We start from the raw sequence: 18,646 nt of genomic DNA, 5'->3' as shown, positions 1-18,646 counted from the left end.
AATAAAGATCGACACCTATTGATGTCGCTTGCAGCCGAGATAGAAAACGCTTAACCCTCTGTGTGCTATTTATCGACAATGGGCATAGCTAAGCGCGCTCGTTTCATTTATTATAATGTTACTAAAGTAGTAACAAACACAGGCCAAAGAGATGTCATCTCAACTACAGTATTCATCAGATTTACAACAACTTATTGATGACTTTCAGGAAGTATTAGATAACGAGCAGCACGAAAGAATCACGGATTTATTGGCGCAATACCCACAAAGCTTTGAACTACATTTTTTAGATGGTTCCTATCAAGCTGAGAAAGGCAGTTACATTCAGGCAAAAGAGGCTTTTGAGCGCTGTTTAGAGGCTAACCCTGATTATGGAATTGCTCGGTTCCAATTGTGTTTTCTAGCCGTACTTAATTCAGACGCAGAGACATTCAACAGCTACATTAGCCCACTACTAACACAGCCTGAACAAGGCTATCTGGCGCTATTTGCTCAAGCACTCGTTTATATTCTTAATGATCAGGTTGAGCAAGCAACACAAGCACTCAGTGAAGGCATCATGCTTAACAACGAAAACCTCGCACTCAATGAAAACATGCGTAAGGTGTTAATGATGATAGGTGACGATAAAGACGCACAGCCCGAGCAAGTCAACGAAGCAGATGACGATGAGTTAACAAACTCCACTAATTCTGTGTTGCTTGATATTTACAAGAATAAGTTTAATTAGGGCAAAGCTAAACACAGCACTTCAAGGTCTGTGTTTAGCTGTAAATCGCACTAACTAAAACTACTGACCAGCGATTGAGACACCAATGACCAACCATCTATCAAAACAAATAGCATCACTTTAATCGGTAGTGCTATAGAAATAGGTGGCAGCATGATCATCCCCAGTGACATCAAAACACTGGCTACGACCAAGTCAATGAGTAAAAATGGAATGAAGATCACAAATGCTATCTTGAAAGCAGTTGTCAATTCGCTCAGTAAAAATGCAGGTACTAGGTAGCTAAAGGAAACCTGATCAACACTTTGTGGCGGTGTTTTATTCGCCATTTTCAAGATTGCCGCAAAGTCTTCTTCTCGAGTTTGACTGACCATGAAATCTTTCATGTATTCGCCACCTTTATCCAGCGCAGTTTCCAGCGTGATAGCATTGCTAAGATAAGGTCTTACGGCATCATTCTCTACTTTTTCCCACACTGGTAACATTGTATAAAACGTTAAAAACAAACTCAGCGTGATAATGATAATGTTAGGCGGCGTTTGCTGTAATCCAAGCGCATGTCTGAGCATAGACAGTACAATCACGATCCGAGTAAATGCTGTCATCGCAATAAGCAAAACTGGGATAAAAGACAGCATGGTTAAGGTAAATACCGTTTTTACCTCAGGTGTTAAGCCATCAACTAGTCCTGAGTTTGCCACTTCAGTTAGTAAACTTGTTTGTTCTATCTGTTGCGCACCAAAAGCAGATGGTAGGCAACTCAGTAACAGCACAAACAGCACAAATTTATTCATCCGAGTCTCCATCTAGAGGAAGCGCTTCCCCCTTTAATTCAATCACACCTGCTTTGGACTCAAATACGACGTACTTTTTATGTTCCGTGCATAATTCATAAACCACACTATGTTGGCTCAACCTAGTCTTGCTCAGCACTTTTACACCATCACTTGTTTTATGCTTTTTTGTATAAACGAGCTTTAAGTACAGATAAATAGCGACCAGTAACACAGAAATGACCACCAGCGATAACATCTGAAAGTCACTAATCGCTTCAGTTTGTCGAAACTGAAGATCATTCATCGGTTAACACCGGAACATCTGTTATTTCAACACCAAACTTGCCATCAGCAGCGACTAAGCGCCCCATTGCGACAACATTTCCGTTAAGGTATAGCTTGATTGGATCCTGTGTGGCTTGCTGCAATTTTACAACCTCTCCAGCCTCAAGTGAGTACAGCTGATCCAAAGTGATCTCTGTTCCTCCAACAACACACTCTAATTCAACCTTAACGCCTTCGAGCATCCGTTTATCTAAGCCTGTAAACATTTTTTCACCAGACGTGTTGCTTTGTGCTACTTCTGTGAATTCAACGCTCTGAACATCTTTCATTTACGACTCCGAAAATATAATTGCTTTATGACTTTCGCGCTCTACCAAGTAGCCTTTTAGCGCATTATTTGCATGATTAACATCAATAGAAATTGGCTCTTCAACTTCCTGTTTTAACATCACAACATCCCCTTTTTTCAAACACATAACATCCACAAAGTTAAGCGCTTCACTACACAGTGAAACACGCAGTGGGATGTGACTATGTTGTGCCGCTTGAACAAGTGGCGTCAATTGTTGTGATGAGGTTTGTTTTTGCTTAAACAAATTATTGAATAAAGCAACATCCAAACATGCGCTGAGCTCACCACCTTGCCAAGATAGTTTAACTTCAACAACAACTTGCTCACGCACTTTAGCGACTGATGTGTCGCTTTCTAGGCTTGCTAATATATGACTGCGGAAATCTTGATACACAACATCAAGGGGATCCACATTCAACTCACCTTGAAGTGCATTTAACGTACTTTCATCACAGTTAAACATCGCCTGTAATAATGCATTTTCAGTGCTGGCAAACAGGCTCACCCCAGATTCATGTAACGCTTGATTTGCGAGCGCTTCAACGTCCAACGTCGCAAACAACGTTTCATTAAACCTGATATCAACACTAAAGTTACACTCACTAAACCAAGCGCTCTGCCATTGGCTGACCGCGTTGGTTAGTAAGCCTGTAACAGAATGCTTCATTTCATTGTCAAACACACCAGTACTTGTTACTGACATTATCGACCTCTAGTATTCTCGTATAACTGCTCAAGCAATTGGTTTGAAACGTTAAGCAGCCTAGAGCTTGCCTGATACCCGCGCTGAATAACCAGCATATCTGCAAATTCACGAGACAGGTCAACATTTGACAGTTCAATGCTTTTACCTGCAATGCTGCCTAGGCCTGACGTGCCGGCTTTAGCAAAAGTTACGCCTGAATTGCCCTGCGCAGTAAACATGTTACCGTTTACCAGTTGCAATGAGCTTTCATCTTTAACCTGTGCCAGCGCCAAAGATGGGCCTTGTTTGGTTTCGCCATTGCTGTACTTCAATGACAGTGAGCCATCTGAAGAAAATTCAATACTTGTTAAAGAAGCTATCGCAGAGCCATCCGTTACGCTCGCTTTCAATGTAGACGTTTCCCCCGTATCCATTGAGGTTGACTGCGAAAAGTTTGCAGGACTTCCCAACGAGAAAGACACGGATGTGCTGCCACCCATAGAGTCCGCAACATCTACAGCAAAGGTGCTTCGTCCATCTTCAGGTGTACCATCAGGTCCAAACGCTATTATCGAAGTTGACAACACCACATCTGGGTCTGATGATTTACTCACTGCAACGCTCCATTCACCAGAGACTGTCTCACTTCTGGTGAATTTCAAAGTGAGCTCGACTTCCTCACCTAAATCATTGAATACACTAACTCCAGTAATTTCATGTTCTGATGCACCACTTGATAAGTTGCCACTTAGCTCTACCGAAGTAGTTGCCACAGGTGCCAACATTCTCAAATCACTAATGTCAAACTCTGACAAAGTGCCAGTATCACTGAGGCTTGCAACACTGGCTCCACTGTTTTTGTCTACCAATAGGCCTTCGCTATTAAACGTAAACTGACCAGCTCTCGTTAGGTACTGGTTCCCGTCTTGTAGTAAAGTGAAAAAGCCCTGACCATTAATCGCCACATCGGTTGCATTGCCGGTTTGCTTGATATCACCGCTGGTAAAACGATAACCTAAGCCCGATATTTGCGTACCAATACCGCTATCGCCCGGTCCGCCGCTTAGGCTGTCATAAAATGTATCCGCCGCTCGAAACCCCGGGGTATTCATGTTCGAGATGTTGTTACTCACTGTGTCTAAGTTCTTCGAGAAAGAAAGCATCCCCGAAAGCCCATTAAAGAAGGCTTGAAACATAATTAACTCCTGTTATTGCTTGACTACGGTTACTTGGCTTAGCGATATTTTATCGACAAAGCTACCTTCAGTACTTTTAATTGTTAATGTTGGTCCATTGGCATCGTAGTGAACCGCTTCAATGGTGCCATTAAACTCAGAGCCAGATTGCAGGTTAACCTGCACTGATTTGCCAAGTAAGCTGAGCGCCTGATTCGACGAATTCATCGATAATAGACTTTGCAATTTGTCATTTGATTGACGTGTTTGTTCAAGTGCAGAAAACTGCGCTAACTGTGCTAAAAACTCTCTGTTGTTTAGCGGTTCAAGTGGGTCTTGCGAGTTCAGCTGAGCCAAGAATAATTTAATGAACTCATCTTGAGATACATTACTGTTCTCGTTCGCAGTAGATGAGGTGTTACTCACCTGCCCAATACTCTCAATCGCCATTTATTTCTCCCTTTGCCAAACGGTGACACCATTGAAACTATATTCAGATAACTGCGATAACATTTCGTCACTTACAAAGTTGTTTAACCAAGACAATATCGATTTGCTGTGATCATGGCGATTAAAGAAATCTCTGGCTGATACTTTGAGCTCTTTGTCTGATGATGAAAGAACAAACAATGCCTGAGCTGGATATGCTTGATATCGAGACTCTGTAAATTGCTTAGCGCCATCAATAACGGCTTGTCTTTTGAACTGTTCAAACGCTCGGTTGGACACTGATTCAAATCTAGTGTGCTGATTTAGCACGTTCGCTTGCCTTGCATCGTGGCTTTTGTGCTTAATGTCAACCTCATTTCTACCGACATATCCGCTAGACTCAATTAACGCTGCGGTTATCATATTATTCAGGTTTGCCTGAGGCCCTTGTGTACCACTTGTGGATGTATTTAGTTGCGACAAGTAGCCAGAGGCTATTTTTCCCCACGTTACGGTTACTTTGACTTGGACAGCCGACGTATTAGCGCTGTTAAGTTGCGTGGGTATTGATAAGTTAATCACGCTATGTGATTGGTTCGAAAATAGGGCCTGGCTGCTAGGGTGTTCAAGCATTTCAACATCATCGACTTCAGCGTCAGTTGCAAACAGTAATGTTTGGCTGTTTTGTAATTTACATACCAACTCATTAGATGGTGTTGTCTGTGCAACGTCTTTGCTAACCTTGCCGCGCGAAAGCGTATCCTGCTTAGTAAGATTTGCCGATATATCGTATTTGAGTACTTCACCGCCAGCTGAAAAGCTTTGTGGCATGTTGAGCAGCTCTAAAAAGGCGGAATCAGCGCCTGTTATTCGCAGCTTAGCCATTTTATCAGAATCGTTTCCAAGGCCCTGCTTGTTGTTACCTGTAAGTAATAATTGATCCAGTTCAAGCATGATGACTGTTTCCTTTATTGATAACCCACAATTGCTCTAATTGTTTTTCTCGTATCTGCTTTAGGCGCATATTTTCTAGTGACTTGAATTTATCTGATTTGTTATCAGTAACTCGCTGTTTTAATTTAAGTAGCTTTAAATCCTGCTCAACTGCTTTTTGTTGCGCTTCAAGCTCGTCAATATGACTAATTAATTCATTAATGTTATTTGATAAATGCGCAACATGATTGAGCGTTGCACGATGTACTTCCGGCATGGCAATCGCTAAAAAATAATGCTCATTCGCGCTATTGAGCTTGTTGTAGCAATCCTGTAGCTGAGTTTTTGCCTGTGTCAGTTGCGAGGCTATATCGTTCAACTGAGCCTGCTTAGCCTGTACTTTATGCTCAAAAAGCTGTGAATACTGAGTACAAAAACGCGCATTCTTGAGATTACTGCTCATCGTCTATCTCCAGCGCATGTAATCGCTCTAGCATAGCTTTTCTATCAATATGCTCACCTTTTGCTTGCTGTAGAAAATCACATATCGTCTTATAGCGCTGCTTTATCTTAGCTACATTGTTATTCTCGCCCTCAACCATACCCAACTCGAGCAGCTCTTTATTGTCCTCATAGTTCAGCCAAGCTTTACGCACCTTGATTAACGATGCTCTTTGCTCTGTCGTTGATAGGTCACCAAACAAACGGCTTACTGATTTAAGAATATCGATTGCAGGAAAGTGATAACGCTCAGCCAATTGCCGCGTTAGAACGATATGTCCATCCAAAATTGCACGCAAAGTATCGACAACAGGATCATTGAAATCATCATTTTCAACCAGCACGGTAAATATGGCGGTTATCGCTCCACGACTTTCAAATTTGCCACATCGCTCTACTATTTTAGGGATCGCAGAAAATACCGATGTGGTATAGCCTTTTAGCGTCGGCGGCTCACCTATGGCTAAACCTATTTCGCGCAACGCCATCGCAAAACGAGTCATGGAATCTATGGTCAACAACACGTCTTTACCTTGATAGGAAAAGTACTCTGAAAGTGCCAGCGCATAATGCACAGACTGTACGCGAACCAGAGGCGACTCTTCTGCGGTTGCGGCGATCACTACTGAGTTTTTGATACCTTCAGTGCCCAGTGTTTGCCTTACAAACTCTTCTACTTCTCGGCCTCGTTCGCCAACCAAAACTACGATGTTGACTTTGTCATCACTGATACGATTTTTACAAATATCGCTTAGCAAGCTACTTTTACCAACACCACTTCCGGCAAACAAGCCAACTCTTTGACCTACCCCTAACGTGAGAAAAGTATCTATTGCGGTAATACCTGTATCGAATGTTTCTTGAATCGGCGCTCGTTCTAACGGATTGATTGGTTGAGTATGAATTTCGACATTGACGACTTCTTGTATCGCTTGCGCCCCGTCAATGGGTTTACCAAACGCATCAACCACTCTACCTAAGTATTTGTCTCCCACTGGCACTGTAACGTTATGCCCAAGAGACACAACTTTACTTCCATATGTTACGCCCCTAAGACTTTCAAAAGGCAGTAGCAATACACTTTGTTCACGAAACCCAACAACTTGGCAAAGGATTTCTGGCATCCCAGATTTAGGATAGATTTTGCATAGTTCTCCAATGCAAGCTCCAGGACAGCTCGCTTCAACAACCACGCCTATTGTTGTTATCACAAAACCTTTGCTTAGGTGACACTCTATGTTGTCGAGTGATTGCTTGAACAGTTGTAAGTTAGCCAACACGGGTGCCTCTATGTAGCTGCATTAAATTTTTGCACCATACCTGTAGCTTTTCGCTAAAGCTCGACTCAATACAACCGTTGGCCAGTTCAAGGCGCGTGTCACCGATAGATAAACGCGCATCCTCTTGAATCGCTATCTTGTCTTTCATCGACTCCGAGTAGTTACTCATGTGTGACTGAACAAACAGGTAATCTTCTGAACTTAAGCACAACACCACGTCTTTACAGACCAAGGTTTCTTCGACAGCCCTATCAAGCACGCTCTGCAAATACTCTCCGCGCTCTAAACGCTCGGCTAAGAGTTTAAACACGGCCAAAGTGACACTCTCGTACACCTCTTCGTCTTTAAGTTGTACTTCAGGAGTCAGTGCTTTGAGGTTTTTTAACAGTGCTTCAAGTTGAAGCTGTTGTTCATTAAAAGCCTCTGCCATTTTTTCAAGGTGCGCGTCAGTTTCGCTCTGAGCGTCTTTCTTCCCTAGCTCAAAACCTTGCTTATAACCACGTTCCGACTCTTTTTTAACAATAACCTCAATATCACTTTGGAATAGTCCAGCTAGCAACTGTTGACGTTGCTCAGCCCCCATTTCCATAAGCTGCGCTTTTAAGTCTGGCGTACTTACATCTGGTGTTTGCACTGGCTGAACTGCTTCAACTGGTTCATGCTTTGGTACAGTTGCAGTTTTTGGTCCATGGTAAGTTTTTACACGCGTGATCATTGTTCATGCTCTCCAAAACCAACAACATTGTTGGAGCCTTTGTTCACTAGATGCTTACTTAACAGGTTTTTAACATTGGCCGTTAGCGCCACATCACCTGCCTCAACGCGAGCCAAATAGGCTTGTACCGCTTTAGGCAGCGCTGAATTTTTATACTCTAGTTGATGAACATCACCTGTTAATTGAGCCAATAGCTCAGACGGATTTTCAATGCCCAGCTGCTTTATTGCACTGTACGCACCTTGCACCTGTTTACGCACAGCCGGATCGAGTCTACGCAATAGCCAAACTCTGTCCATCCAATTCAATGTGGTGAGCTTAAGTGCCACCATTTTGATGGGATCCTGCTTAACGTGCATGACCTGACTCCTGCTTTTCGAGCCACTGTGAAACCTCGTTAAGCATCGCCTGACGTTCTTTTTTAGGTAAGCGATTACGTGTCATGGCAAACGCACCGAGCAACACCATGCCAACAGGAGTCAATACTAGTAGCAACAAAGCCAATGGGCTTGCCGTTAAAAATGCAAGAACTGGGTTTGCCACAACCTGTTTTTCATCTTCTCTAACTGGTAAACGCACGATTTCTGGTGCTACCTCTGGCTCTGGTTGATGTATGCTCAACGGTTCAAAGTACTCAATTGCCACCGTATCACCACGCGTATCATCTAGCCCTGCAGCCGAAGACAGTAACGTTTTCAACTTTTCTATTTGTTGGCCGTCCATTGCAACGCTCAAAGCAACTGCAATGCTGATTTTCTCTACATCACCAGCAAGTTGTGTGCTTTGCTCGGTTTTGCTACCCACTGAGTACTCAAGCTCTTCATTATTGTGTAGCGTACTGGTCGCACCGTCTTCGTTGGGTACATCACGACTGGATGTTTTTTTACGAATCACCACCCCTTCACCATCCGGGCCGACAAGCAGAGACTTTTCTACAGAACTCATTTTTTTGTGGCTTAACTCAACGCTTGCCGATACCGCAAACTGAGAAGGCGTCATATAAAGTGCTAGCAACTTCTCGATTTTTCTAATCAGCTCAGCTTCTTTAACACTACCGCCAGCTTGTATTTCCTGTTCATCTGATACTGCTGAGCCGCTTGATAATTGCTTTCCATGTTGAGAAAAAACCGTAACCTGTTGCGCATTTAATCCTTCTACGGCAGCAGCGACTAATGATTGAATACCCGTAATGTTGCGTGTCGTCATTTCATAACCCGGCTCTGTAAACAGTGTCACAGACGCTTTAGCAGGCGAGCTATCCGCTGAAAACAGTCGCTTGTCTGCCATGGTTAAATGAACGCGTGCATATTTAATGTAAGATAAAGAAGAAAGTGTTCTTTCCAGCTCACCCTGCATCGCTCTTTGAAAAGTGACTTTTTGCGCCTGCTCCGTCATACCGTAGTCGGTTTTATCAAACAGCTCTAACCCATGAGAAGAAAAGTTACTCCCTTGAGCTTGCTCTAATAACAACTGACTTTTTCCTAACTGCTCTTGATTAACCAGTAACTCACCATTGGCTGTGTACTTGTAATCAAGGTTGTTCTGTTCAAACTTTTCTATTAGCGCAGCGGAGTTCTGCAGTGCGTTTAACTGCACAGGTTGATAGCTGGCTTTAACAACCCAGACAACCGCACCTACCGTGAACGCTACAATTGCGACAGATAACACAGCCAAAGAGCGTTTTTGTGCGACTGTTAATGTCGAAAATAAATGACCCATTCTAACTTCTCACTTAAATCTGCATTTTCGTAATTTCTTGATAAGCATCAAGTAATTTATTTCGAACTTGAACAGCCATGTTAAGCTCCATGCGGGCTTTTTCCATCGCGATCATGATTTCATGAGAGGGGATGTTCTCTCCCATCGCTACTTTGTCAGCCATGTTTTGTGCTTCAACCAAACTGGCATTGAGTTCACCCACGTGAGAGAGTACAACATCCATAAATGCGCTGCTGTCTTGCACAGACGTAAGCTCTGGCATTTCTTGCACTTTTGCTAATTCAGCTGATGCGTCAATTGCTGTGATTTCCATACTACTTTCCTATCTCCAGTGCTTTTGAACTCATACTCTTATAAGCATTGAATGCTTTTACATTGGCCTCGTACGCGCGTGTTGCACTATTGAGATTAAGCATTTCTGTCGCTAAGTTGATTTTTGGCGTAAAGATATAACCTTGATCATTGGCCAAAGCATGTTCAGGTTTGTATTGCGCTTGCACAAGCGTAGCTTGAGTTAACATCTGCTCACTCGACAGGGCTACGCGCTCGGCAAATGACAGGCTATTAACAGCGCCCGATACTTGCCTAACTTTATAAGCACCCTCAGCAGTTGAAGATACTGAGTTTGCGTTAGCAATATTCAAAGATGCCGCTTCTAATTTTGCACGCTCTATTGCCATACCTGACATACTAATTGCGTAAATATCATGGGCCATTATCGTTTACCTCCTGATACAGCCATATTCATCAGTCCTATCTTGCGGTTGAGCACTTCAACGAGCTTTTGATATTTGCCCGATGCTTGCATCGACAACGCTACTTCTTCATCAAGTGATGCTTTTTTGTTGCCCTGATTTACGTAGTAAGTTTCAATGTCTTGCCATTGATCAGACAGTTGTGACATAGCCTGTGATTTTTGCTCACTAGGCATACTATTAATATCAGCCAACAGCGAGGAGAAATCAGCTCGCTGAGAGTGCGCGCCAGAGATGCTATGTGATGCTAAGTTTTCTAGCGCTAAACGCTGCTCTGTAGCTGCCATGTTTAATGACAGTCGCAATGCTTCAATTGATAATAAATCTGACATTTCGATCTCCTACTGTACAACTAGCTCTGCGTGTAGCGCGCCACTTTTCTTCAGCGCCTGCAAAATTGAAATAATGTCTCTAGTGGACAGTTTTAGTTTTTTAAGTGCACTGACCAGCTCAGCAATGTTGGTTCCCTTCTCATTTTGGTAAAGTGCTTCAGACTCTTGATTTGCAGCTAACTCACTGGTTGGTGTAACAACGGTTCGGATCCCTTCATTAGAATCGATAAAAACGCCATTTGGCTGTGATGTGTAAAAGTCAGTGTCTATCTTAAGCTCTATAGAGCCATGTGAAATTACAACACCACTAATATGAATATCCGCGCCCGATACCAAGGTGCCGGTACGCTCATTGATGACCACCTTTGAAGCCACTTCAGGCACAACCCAGGCCTGCTGAATCGTCGCAATTGCGGAAATGGCAGATAAACCTTCATCAGGGGTAACGACCACTTTACCAGCATGTACCGCCTTAACATCGAAACCTGTCGTGCGGCTCAACGCTTGCACAATTCTATCTGCGGTCACAAAGTCAGGTTGTTTGAGGATCAAGCTCAAGCTGCCATCTTCACCAACAAACTGGTTTTTTATCTCACGCTCAACTGTGCCACCTTGTGGGATAAACCCAACGGTTGGATGATTTCGCTGCAACATGCTTTGATTGGCTTCAAGTTTAAATCCGCCGACCGCTAAATTGCCTTGAGCGAGTGCATATACTTTGTTATCGGCGCCCTTCAACGGGGTCATGTATAGTGTTCCACCCGTTAGACTGCGCGCATCACCAATAGAAGAAACATGCACATCCAGCTTATCACCTGGTTGAGCGAATGCGGGTAGGTCCGCCGTAACTATAACTGCTGCGGCGTTTTTACTCTTGATGTCGTCGGTTGACAAAATCAAGCCAAAACTTTCTAAGGTATTTTTTACCGATTGTAGTGTTGCCAAACTCCGAGACGAATCACCTGAGCCTGCAAGTCCCACAACTATACCATAGCCAACTAAGGCGTTATCACGCACACCTTCCACGCGCGCAAGATCTTTTACCCTTACTGCTCCTTGTGTGCTGGCAAAACTGGCTACACAGATAAGCACTGCAGAAAAAGTAATTATTAAACTTACTAAGCGCATCATGATTAAAACCCTAACCAGCTAAACAAACTTGATAACACACCTTCAGACTCTTGCTCTTCGCCAGTAAAGGTAATTTTTGCATCCATGATACGTGAAGACAGTAAGGTGTTGTTTGCCATGATATCGACAGGTCTGACACGACCTGACAATTCAATACTTTGCAGCTCTCCGTCTATGGTGATGTTCTGCGTACCATTGATGACCAAATTGCCGAATTGATCAATTTCAGAGACCACGGCGGTGATCTGTGCTTTGATGTATCCATTTCTGCTGATCACGGCATCACCGCTATAGTCAGCACCTATGCCCAAGGCATATGGCCAGCTTCCTTGCGGGGAGCTTCCAGCAGCAGAAATTGAAATGTCGTTGGCATTAGATGAACCTGAACGGCTTTTTGCTTGTGCGTTTTCAAGCACCACAACCGTTACTGTGTCACCAAGTGACATAGCGCGTTTATCCGCGGTCAATGCGCTGAATGAGTGCTCATTAAACAACGACGTTGCGTGCAGGTTCATACTGAAAATGGCACTTAGCAACAACGCAAAATAGGTAGCTTTACTGTGAAACAATGACTACTCCTTTTTGCACAATTTTGGCTTTAATAGCCTGATTACTTGACTCAAGCATGATGTTTATTTCATCTCCCACTTGTCCTTCTCCCAATGCTTTTGCTTTGCCTGTAATAAACAATGCACCTTGTTGCATCTTAAATTGCAGTTGCTCACCCTGCTCAACTACAGGCTTAATTCTGGTGTTGTTTTCATCGAGTACCTGACCGGCTTGCAAGTTTCTCTGAACAATGAGGTTGTCTAGCGGCAACGCGCGCTGTTCAAGCTTTATATGAGAAACACGCTGCCAACGCCATTCAATGTCTAAGTGATGTACAGGTTCATCTTTTCTTTTTTCTCTTTGCAGAACTGGCCTTAATTGCTCAAGCTGTAAGCCCATAACCGCACTAAACTCATACCCGCTGTTTAGTCGAAACGTCATTCTATGCTTGCTAAACAATGTGCTCGGTGCATGATTCACTACTTTAAAAGTATGCGTATTCTCTGGTACACAGAGCGTTTTCGTGTCGTCAATAAATTGCACAGACTTAAGCCTTACACGGTTTGGGTTTATCCACCCCTCAAGGTGCTTAGCCACTTGTTCTTCTAGCACCTGTTCACTCAACTGCCAGCACTGCTTCAAAAATACCTGATTGAGCCCTGTTACTTGCCAGTTCTTTGGTAACTGCGGGAACTGCGCTGTAATTTGCTGCGTAATTTGCTTTGAGGTTAAACGATTACCTTGTTGAGGCCAGCTCAATTCCATTGCTATTAGTTGCTCAACTAGTGCTTGGTTACTTCCGGAAATATCAGCAATATCCGCAAGCTTCACAGCATCGTGGCCTAAGTAGTTCATACGGCTTACAGACACTTTCAATGCGCCTGCCATAACCTCATCGTTGGCTGATGCCAACGACAGTCCTGTTATTAAAAAAAGCAAACTAATGAAATTAAATTTCAAGGTCTTAGCGTCTCAAGTTATTGATTGTTTCAAGCACCTGATCCGATACCTGAATGATTCTGGCGTTTAACTGATAACCACGTTGCGCCAGCATCAGATTAACCATTTCTTCATTCATAGAAACGTTTGATAGCTCAGTAAAGCCTTGAACTATTTGCCCTACACCATTTTCTCCTGGCGAGCTAAAGTTTGGCTGACCAGCTTGTTCAGTCGCACCATAAAGGTTGTTCCCCAACCTTTTCAGGCCTTGCGGATTGTTAAAGTTAACTAACTCAAGTTGCCCTATCTCAACCAGTTGTGGAGAACTATCTACACGCACAAGCACAGAGCCGCTGGAGGTAAAAGTCACATTGGTTACATCTGGCGGTAATTGAATGTTTGCGCTCAAACGCTGGCCTTGAGAAGATACTAAATACCCGTCGTCATCCACTCTAAGTCTACCCGCGCGAGTGTAAGCTAATTCTCCGTTAGCCGTTTCAACCGCAAGAAAGCCATTGCCATTAATAGCGATATCAAATGGATTACCGGTTTGTTTTAGATCGCCTCGCTCGAAATTCACCATTTGTTCAGTGGTCGCCACGCCAATCCCATGAGATTGAGGTTGTGTTTGCGACTGTGCAGCAGGCTGGGTTTGATAGACTAAATCAACAAAGTTTACATCCACACTTTTAAAGCCAGGTGTCGATACGTTGGCGATGTTATTAGAAATGACTTCTATTAACTCTTGCTGTGAGTTCATCCCAGTCTCAGCAATATATAAAGCTTCTATCATGGTTATCTTCTTCCTAATTCATTTATTCCAGCATTCATCATTTGGTCATACGCCAGCGCTGCTTTTTGTAAACTTTGTACGTGTCGATTCAAATTGATCATATTTGTCATTTGCTCCGCGGAATCAACATTGGAAACATTGATTGCATTGCTTTTTATATTTACTGCTTGTACATCAGAAACATTGCCTGAAAACGAATACAAACCGCCAGATTGACCTGCTTGAACTTGGCTTACATCAACAACCTTTAGCTGTTCATAATGCTGTCCGTTAACAAGTACTTGGCCATCATGAGAGACACTGACTTGTCCCTGTCCTACGTTTATTGCACCTGACTCTCCAACTAACCGACCACCAGATACATGGGTGAGCCAACCGTCTTGTGACACATGAAAACGTCCATAACGACTCACGAATAGTTGGTCATTTTTTTCTATGACAAAGTAGCCACTAGAGGCAATTGCCCAGTCAAGGCTGCGATCGCTATCTTTAACTGCGCCAAACTGAGGGGCAATTTGTTGTTGCGCAACAGTATTGTCATTACCGACCACTACGTCGAAGGACTGTACAGCCTGATACCCTGGCGTATTGACGTTAGCTACATTTTGACTCAGCGCTTTAAGATGCTGTAGATCACGTTCTATTCCCAATGCAATCGCGTCAATCACTGCCATAGTTATGCTGCCTCCATACCTTTATTTTTGCGTACAACCCCTAAATTACTCACAGACACTGTTGAAGGGATCTCTGAGATTGCCAATACATGCAACTGCGGAATAACGCGCTCAAGCAAGCGACGTGTTGCCAAGCGGATTGGTGAATGGCAGACCAATACAGGCTTCAGTCGCTTCGAGATAGCAAGTTCGGTGTAACCTGCTAGTTGTTTGATAATCACTTCCGTCAATTCGGGCTCAATTGCCAATGAGCTTTGTCCATGTTCATTCTGAACCCCGGAAATGAGTTGCTGTTCCACCAAAGGTTCAAAAGTGATGACGTGCAATACATCATCTTTATCCAATAACGTTTGTACTATTTGTGCTTTGAGTTTTTCTCTTACTTGCTCAACTAAAAAGTGCACATCTTTAGATACCTTGCCCTTATCGACCAAGCACTCCAGAATCATTTCCAAGTTGCGAATCGATACTTTTTCTTTTAATAGCTGTTGCAATACGTTTTGAATTTCTGAATAACTCATCACATTGGGAATAAGCTCGTTTAGTAGACTCGCTTGTGAGTTCTCTAATCTCGACACCAGCTTCTCAGTCTCTGAACGCGTAAGTAGCTCCCATGCATGAGATTTAATTATTTCGGTTAGGTGTGTTAATAAGGTCGTTTCCGCATCAACAACCGTGTACCCCGCTCGACGCGCATTTGCGGATTGTTCTTCGCTCACCCAACAAGCGGGTAAGCCATATGTTGGCTCTTTGGCTTTAATACCTTCAACAGCGTCTAGTTTGCCTTTTGGGTCTATCGCTAGATACTTATCAAAATACAGACTGCCTCTACCTGCACGTGACCCTAGGATCCTAAGCTCGTAACTTCCTTCGCTTAAACTCGGGTCGTTCAATAAAAATAGCTTTGGCGCGATAATGCCAAGATCTCGAGTGAGTTGTTTTCTGAAGGTTGCGAAGCGATCAAACAGCACATCTCCCTGCTCATGAATCGCGTTGGCTATCTCCGCAGACACGCCAAGCTCTAATGGGCGAATAATGAGCATAGATTCAATGCTGTCATTTGCGCCTTGCTCTTCTTGTGGATCATTGCTTTGCTCATCTTGGTTATCTTCCGCGGCTTTCATGTTGGAACGTCGATAGGCCAAAACACCAAGGGCTAGAAAAATCATAGCAATAGAAAACAAAGGCGCTATGGGTAACCCCGGCAGCAACATGGCACCAAATAACGCGCTGGCAACAATAAACAAGGTTTTTGGAGAGGAAGTAATTTGTCGTCCTAACTCGTCACTCAAATGGGCATCGGTAGCCGCACGTGTAATAATGATACCTGTGGCAGTTGCAATGATAAGCGAGGGGATTTGAGTAACAATACCATCACCAACAGTAAGCAATGTGTAGGTATGAAGTGCCTCTTCCCAACTCAACCCACGTTGAGCAACGCCGATTGTTAAACCACCGATAATATCAATCAGAATTATGATGATACCTGCAATGGCATCACCCTTTACAAACTTACTCGCACCATCCATTGCACCATAAAAGTTCGCTTCTTTTTCTATATTTTCGCGTCTGCGCTTTGCTGTGTGTTCATCTATCAAGCCCATATTTAGGTCAGCGTCAATACTCATTTGCTTACCTGGCATCGAGTCAAGGGTGAACCTTGCCGCCACTTCGGCTACCCGTTGGGCACCATTGGTTACAACCACATATTGCACTACGATAAGAATGAAAAATACAACTAAACCAATGATATAGTTACCACCAACAACAAAACTACCAATGGACGAAATCACTTCACCCGCATCCCCTTCATTGAGGATTAATCTGGTTGCAGAAATATTTAGCCCTAAACGAAATAGCGTCGCTATCAACAACAGCGAAGGAAAGGTCGAGAAACTTAATGGCTTGTCGGTATAAAACGTCAATAGCAGGATAAGCAGTGCTAAAGAAAAGTTTGTAATGAGTAAAATATCGAGTAGTAGCGGTGGTACAGGTAAAAATAGCATCATTAAAATGACAACTACCGCCACGACCAACAGTAAATCTTTGTTTGCAGCTAATATGGATGCAATTTTCTTCATTTACTTAATTCCTAGTAACCAACGAAATATTGGTGCCAGATCATCAAAACAATGCGCCGGAACTGGTTTATTTAACCGAGTTTCTGCATATAGCTTTCTCGCTAATGGCTTGTTTTGTATGGTTGGTATCGAATATTTACGCGCTTGAGAACGAATTTTCCCCGCAAGCTCACCTTTTCCGCAGGCCACAACAACCGGTGCTATCATGGTTAACTTGTCGTATTTCAGTGCAATTGCGATATGTGTGGGATTAACAATCACAATATCAGAGTCTTTCACCTGACTTAGCGCAGCACTTTTTTGTAGCAATTCTTTTTGAATCTGCTTTTGCTTTGATTTAACTTCTGGATCACCTTCTCGCTTTTTGTGATCATCTTTAACTTCTTTGCGACTCATCATCATGTTTTTCATGAAGTCCCAGCGGGTAAACAACACATCAAACAACACAAAGGGCACAGACAACAAAATAAAGTAGATACCCACTTTTAGTAGCATGGCGACCCACAAAGAAGGTAATACGCTAACGGGTGAAACCATTAGCTCATAGGCCTGCTCAATTAAAGATGGAGAGACTGAATATATAACCAGTGTAAAAGCCAGTAATTTACAAACGCTTTTTATAAATTCAAATAAGGTTTTTTTGGAGAATATCTTCTTCAGTCCAGATGCTGGATTAATCTTTTTAAAATCTGGTTTTATAGGAAAGGCGCTTAATACAAACCCCGTCTGAAAAACATTCGACATCACTCCAAAAAGTAATACAAAACCAAGCAGTGGAAAGAATATATACAGCATTTCCAGCCCAATAAAACGAAATAAACTTACCAACGACTCCGTTGTAAAAGAGAAATCAGAAGACAGTATAAATATACGCTTTAGCAAAGATATAAATTGTTCAGAAATAGTACTAAACAACATCAATAGAACGGCAAAAAATACAATACCCGTCACCAGTAAGTTTAACTCTTGACTCTTACTTACTTGCGCCCTGTCCTTTGCTTCTTTGAGCTTCTGCGGTGTTGGTTTTTCAGATTTATCTTGATCTTGTGCCATACTACGACAACATCCTGCTCCAAAAAATAAACACCTGATCGAATAAGCGCTCAAATACAAATTTACTGTGCATGCTAAACAAACCTAGTAAAAATATTCCTGAGAATATCTTCAAAGGCAGCATAACAAAATAAATATTCATCTGAGGCATTGTTCTCGATAACAAACCAATAAACACATCCAGACACCACATTAAAATAATAACGGGTGCGAACATAAATAGTCCGACACTAAACATCAAGGTCATTAAAGACGCAAAGTTCGGGAGCTGCATATCAAAAAGGCCTGAGCCTATTGGCAGCACTTCAAAGCTAAATACCACACCTTCAATTAATTTATAATGCATGCCTGATACGTAAAAAATACAAATTGCGGCAGTCAAAAATATGCTACCTAGTAGCGGGTCTTGATTTTTATTCGTTGGGTCAATAACACCTGCTGCACCAAAACCAATTTGCATATCTAATACTCTGCCCCAGAACGTAATCGTGATAAACGCGAGCTGTAATGCAAAAAACAAGGCAAGTCCTATCAAAAACTCCCCGACGATAAAGCTGACCCACTGCACTTCTTCTGCATTTAGCTGCTGGTTAATTAGCAAGCTGCAGCACACTGAAAAAGCAATAAGTAAAACTACCCGCACAAAACCTGGTACCCTTTGCAATGGACCATAACCGCTCGAAACAAAGAACGGCATCAACCTAGACATTACCAGCACAAATTCTGTGGCAATGCTCATCAGCTCCATGGGTTTAGATC

The 18,646-nt window shown here is 42.9% G+C and carries 24 protein-coding genes; 1 reads left to right on the top strand and 23 read right to left on the bottom strand.

Annotation, left to right across the window (positions count from 1 at the left end; genetic code table 11):
- Positions 1-151 precede the first annotated feature (151 nt).
- Entirely contained in the window at positions 152-730 is a 579-nt protein-coding gene (locus L1070_RS15890) for a hypothetical protein (protein WP_237126292.1), read from the top strand.
- 50 nt (positions 731-780) lie between these two features.
- Here L1070_RS15890 and fliP read toward each other — a convergent pair whose 3' ends face one another.
- Genes fliP through L1070_RS15775 form a run of 23 tightly spaced genes read right to left on the bottom strand, consistent with a single transcriptional unit; the run spans position 781 to position 18,635 of the window.
- Positions 781-1,524 (bottom strand): flagellar type III secretion system pore protein FliP, encoded by a 744-nt coding sequence (gene fliP / locus L1070_RS15885; protein WP_237126291.1) that lies wholly within the window; start codon positions 1,522-1,524, stop codon positions 781-783.
- Entirely contained in the window at positions 1,517-1,810 is a 294-nt protein-coding gene (locus tag L1070_RS15880; protein WP_237126290.1) for a hypothetical protein, read from the bottom strand. Before L1070_RS15880 ends, fliP begins: the two co-directional genes overlap by 8 nt.
- Entirely contained in the window at positions 1,803-2,120 is a 318-nt protein-coding gene (locus L1070_RS15875) for a FliM/FliN family flagellar motor switch protein (protein ID WP_237126289.1), read from the bottom strand. Before L1070_RS15875 ends, L1070_RS15880 begins: the two co-directional genes overlap by 8 nt.
- The gene (locus L1070_RS15870) at positions 2,121-2,846 is read right to left on the bottom strand and encodes a FliM/FliN family flagellar motor switch protein (RefSeq protein WP_237126288.1); all 726 of its coding nucleotides are present in this window, start codon (positions 2,844-2,846) and stop codon (positions 2,121-2,123) included.
- The gene (gene flgF, locus L1070_RS15865; protein ID WP_237126287.1) at positions 2,846-4,024 is read right to left on the bottom strand and encodes a flagellar basal-body rod protein FlgF; all 1,179 of its coding nucleotides are present in this window, start codon (positions 4,022-4,024) and stop codon (positions 2,846-2,848) included. Before flgF ends, L1070_RS15870 begins: the two co-directional genes overlap by 1 nt.
- Positions 4,025-4,036: 12 nt before the next feature.
- Entirely contained in the window at positions 4,037-4,453 is a 417-nt protein-coding gene (locus tag L1070_RS15860; protein WP_237126286.1) for a flagellar hook capping FlgD N-terminal domain-containing protein, read from the bottom strand.
- Entirely contained in the window at positions 4,454-5,386 is a 933-nt protein-coding gene (locus L1070_RS15855; RefSeq protein WP_237126285.1) for a hypothetical protein, read from the bottom strand.
- Positions 5,379-5,828, bottom strand: coding sequence for a hypothetical protein (locus L1070_RS15850; RefSeq protein WP_237126284.1), 450 nt, complete (start codon positions 5,826-5,828; stop codon positions 5,379-5,381). The genes L1070_RS15855 and L1070_RS15850 overlap by 8 nt, the downstream gene beginning before the upstream one ends.
- Positions 5,818-7,146 (bottom strand): FliI/YscN family ATPase, encoded by a 1,329-nt coding sequence (locus L1070_RS15845; protein WP_343221761.1) that lies wholly within the window; start codon positions 7,144-7,146, stop codon positions 5,818-5,820. Before L1070_RS15845 ends, L1070_RS15850 begins: the two co-directional genes overlap by 11 nt.
- Positions 7,136-7,861 (bottom strand): FliH/SctL family protein, encoded by a 726-nt coding sequence (locus L1070_RS15840; protein WP_237126282.1) that lies wholly within the window; start codon positions 7,859-7,861, stop codon positions 7,136-7,138. The genes L1070_RS15845 and L1070_RS15840 overlap by 11 nt, the downstream gene beginning before the upstream one ends.
- A complete protein-coding gene (locus tag L1070_RS15835; RefSeq protein ID WP_237126281.1) occupies positions 7,858-8,220 on the bottom strand; it encodes a hypothetical protein in 363 nt (120 codons plus the stop codon). The genes L1070_RS15840 and L1070_RS15835 overlap by 4 nt, the downstream gene beginning before the upstream one ends.
- Complete coding sequence (locus tag L1070_RS15830; RefSeq protein WP_237126280.1) at positions 8,210-9,580, bottom strand: flagellar M-ring protein FliF C-terminal domain-containing protein; 1,371 nt, start codon at positions 9,578-9,580, stop codon at positions 8,210-8,212. Before L1070_RS15830 ends, L1070_RS15835 begins: the two co-directional genes overlap by 11 nt.
- Positions 9,581-9,593: 13 nt before the next feature.
- Positions 9,594-9,893 carry a flagellar hook-basal body complex protein FliE gene (fliE, locus tag L1070_RS15825; protein ID WP_237126279.1) on the bottom strand — a complete coding sequence of 100 codons (300 nt, stop codon included), beginning with the start codon at positions 9,891-9,893 and terminating at the stop codon, positions 9,594-9,596.
- Position 9,894: 1 nt separating this feature from the next.
- Positions 9,895-10,296: a flagellar basal body rod C-terminal domain-containing protein gene (locus L1070_RS15820; protein ID WP_237126278.1), complete on the bottom strand. Its 402-nt coding sequence runs from the start codon at positions 10,294-10,296 to the stop codon at positions 9,895-9,897.
- Positions 10,296-10,667: a hypothetical protein gene (locus L1070_RS15815; RefSeq protein ID WP_237126277.1), complete on the bottom strand. Its 372-nt coding sequence runs from the start codon at positions 10,665-10,667 to the stop codon at positions 10,296-10,298. The genes L1070_RS15820 and L1070_RS15815 overlap by 1 nt, the downstream gene beginning before the upstream one ends.
- Before the next feature lie 9 nt (positions 10,668-10,676).
- Positions 10,677-11,798 (bottom strand): flagellar basal body P-ring protein FlgI, encoded by a 1,122-nt coding sequence (locus tag L1070_RS15810; RefSeq protein ID WP_237126276.1) that lies wholly within the window; start codon positions 11,796-11,798, stop codon positions 10,677-10,679.
- Between the two features lie 2 nt (positions 11,799-11,800).
- Complete coding sequence (locus L1070_RS15805) at positions 11,801-12,367, bottom strand: flagellar basal body L-ring protein FlgH (RefSeq protein WP_237126275.1); 567 nt, start codon at positions 12,365-12,367, stop codon at positions 11,801-11,803.
- On the bottom strand, positions 12,354-13,259 hold the full coding sequence (gene flgA, locus L1070_RS15800; protein WP_237126274.1) for a flagellar basal body P-ring formation chaperone FlgA: 906 nt from the start codon (positions 13,257-13,259) through the stop codon (positions 12,354-12,356). The genes L1070_RS15805 and flgA overlap by 14 nt, the downstream gene beginning before the upstream one ends.
- A 52-nt stretch (positions 13,260-13,311) precedes the next feature.
- Positions 13,312-14,079, bottom strand: coding sequence for a flagellar basal-body rod protein FlgG (gene flgG, locus L1070_RS15795; protein WP_237126273.1), 768 nt, complete (start codon positions 14,077-14,079; stop codon positions 13,312-13,314).
- Between the two features lie 2 nt (positions 14,080-14,081).
- On the bottom strand, positions 14,082-14,753 hold the full coding sequence (locus L1070_RS15790; protein WP_237126272.1) for a flagellar basal body rod C-terminal domain-containing protein: 672 nt from the start codon (positions 14,751-14,753) through the stop codon (positions 14,082-14,084).
- A gap of 2 nt (positions 14,754-14,755) precedes the next feature.
- Positions 14,756-16,834 (bottom strand): flagellar biosynthesis protein FlhA, encoded by a 2,079-nt coding sequence (gene flhA / locus L1070_RS15785; RefSeq protein WP_237126271.1) that lies wholly within the window; start codon positions 16,832-16,834, stop codon positions 14,756-14,758.
- Positions 16,835-17,947, bottom strand: a complete 1,113-nt coding sequence (locus tag L1070_RS15780) for an EscU/YscU/HrcU family type III secretion system export apparatus switch protein (RefSeq protein WP_237126270.1) — start codon at positions 17,945-17,947, stop codon at positions 16,835-16,837. It lies immediately after the preceding gene.
- The gene (locus tag L1070_RS15775; RefSeq protein ID WP_237126269.1) at positions 17,889-18,635 is read right to left on the bottom strand and encodes a flagellar biosynthetic protein FliR; all 747 of its coding nucleotides are present in this window, start codon (positions 18,633-18,635) and stop codon (positions 17,889-17,891) included. The genes L1070_RS15780 and L1070_RS15775 overlap by 59 nt, the downstream gene beginning before the upstream one ends.
- Between the last annotated feature and the right edge of the window lie 11 nt (positions 18,636-18,646).

Origin of the sequence: Pseudoalteromonas sp. MMG022 (assembly GCF_021654245.1) — a bacterium.
GTDB classification, from domain to species: domain Bacteria; phylum Pseudomonadota; class Gammaproteobacteria; order Enterobacterales; family Alteromonadaceae; genus Pseudoalteromonas; species Pseudoalteromonas amylolytica.
Note: the sequence above shows the minus strand (reverse complement) of the source record. Positions and strands in the feature narration are given on the sequence as shown.

What these genes read in the sequence shown, in the direction of transcription:
- L1070_RS15890 (WP_237126292.1), top strand. Translation starts at nt 152, where the DNA reads ATGTCATCTCAACTACAGTATTCATCAGATTTACAACAACTTATTGAT.
- fliP (WP_237126291.1), bottom strand. Translation starts at nt 1,524, where the DNA reads ATGAATAAATTTGTGCTGTTTGTGCTGTTACTGAGTTGCCTACCATCT.
- L1070_RS15880 (WP_237126290.1), bottom strand. Translation starts at nt 1,810, where the DNA reads ATGAATGATCTTCAGTTTCGACAAACTGAAGCGATTAGTGACTTTCAG.
- L1070_RS15875 (WP_237126289.1), bottom strand. Translation starts at nt 2,120, where the DNA reads ATGAAAGATGTTCAGAGCGTTGAATTCACAGAAGTAGCACAAAGCAAC.
- L1070_RS15870 (WP_237126288.1), bottom strand. Translation starts at nt 2,846, where the DNA reads ATGTCAGTAACAAGTACTGGTGTGTTTGACAATGAAATGAAGCATTCT.
- flgF (WP_237126287.1), bottom strand. Translation starts at nt 4,024, where the DNA reads ATGTTTCAAGCCTTCTTTAATGGGCTTTCGGGGATGCTTTCTTTCTCG.
- L1070_RS15860 (WP_237126286.1), bottom strand. Translation starts at nt 4,453, where the DNA reads ATGGCGATTGAGAGTATTGGGCAGGTGAGTAACACCTCATCTACTGCG.
- L1070_RS15855 (WP_237126285.1), bottom strand. Translation starts at nt 5,386, where the DNA reads ATGCTTGAACTGGATCAATTATTACTTACAGGTAACAACAAGCAGGGC.
- L1070_RS15850 (WP_237126284.1), bottom strand. Translation starts at nt 5,828, where the DNA reads ATGAGCAGTAATCTCAAGAATGCGCGTTTTTGTACTCAGTATTCACAG.
- L1070_RS15840 (WP_237126282.1), bottom strand. Translation starts at nt 7,861, where the DNA reads ATGATCACGCGTGTAAAAACTTACCATGGACCAAAAACTGCAACTGTA.
- L1070_RS15835 (WP_237126281.1), bottom strand. Translation starts at nt 8,220, where the DNA reads ATGCACGTTAAGCAGGATCCCATCAAAATGGTGGCACTTAAGCTCACC.
- L1070_RS15830 (WP_237126280.1), bottom strand. Translation starts at nt 9,580, where the DNA reads ATGGGTCATTTATTTTCGACATTAACAGTCGCACAAAAACGCTCTTTG.
- fliE (WP_237126279.1), bottom strand. Translation starts at nt 9,893, where the DNA reads ATGGAAATCACAGCAATTGACGCATCAGCTGAATTAGCAAAAGTGCAA.
- L1070_RS15820 (WP_237126278.1), bottom strand. Translation starts at nt 10,296, where the DNA reads ATGGCCCATGATATTTACGCAATTAGTATGTCAGGTATGGCAATAGAG.
- L1070_RS15815 (WP_237126277.1), bottom strand. Translation starts at nt 10,667, where the DNA reads ATGTCAGATTTATTATCAATTGAAGCATTGCGACTGTCATTAAACATG.
- L1070_RS15810 (WP_237126276.1), bottom strand. Translation starts at nt 11,798, where the DNA reads ATGATGCGCTTAGTAAGTTTAATAATTACTTTTTCTGCAGTGCTTATC.
- flgG (WP_237126273.1), bottom strand. Translation starts at nt 14,079, where the DNA reads ATGATAGAAGCTTTATATATTGCTGAGACTGGGATGAACTCACAGCAA.
- L1070_RS15790 (WP_237126272.1), bottom strand. Translation starts at nt 14,753, where the DNA reads ATGGCAGTGATTGACGCGATTGCATTGGGAATAGAACGTGATCTACAG.
- flhA (WP_237126271.1), bottom strand. Translation starts at nt 16,834, where the DNA reads ATGAAGAAAATTGCATCCATATTAGCTGCAAACAAAGATTTACTGTTG.
- L1070_RS15775 (WP_237126269.1), bottom strand. Translation starts at nt 18,635, where the DNA reads ATGGAGCTGATGAGCATTGCCACAGAATTTGTGCTGGTAATGTCTAGG.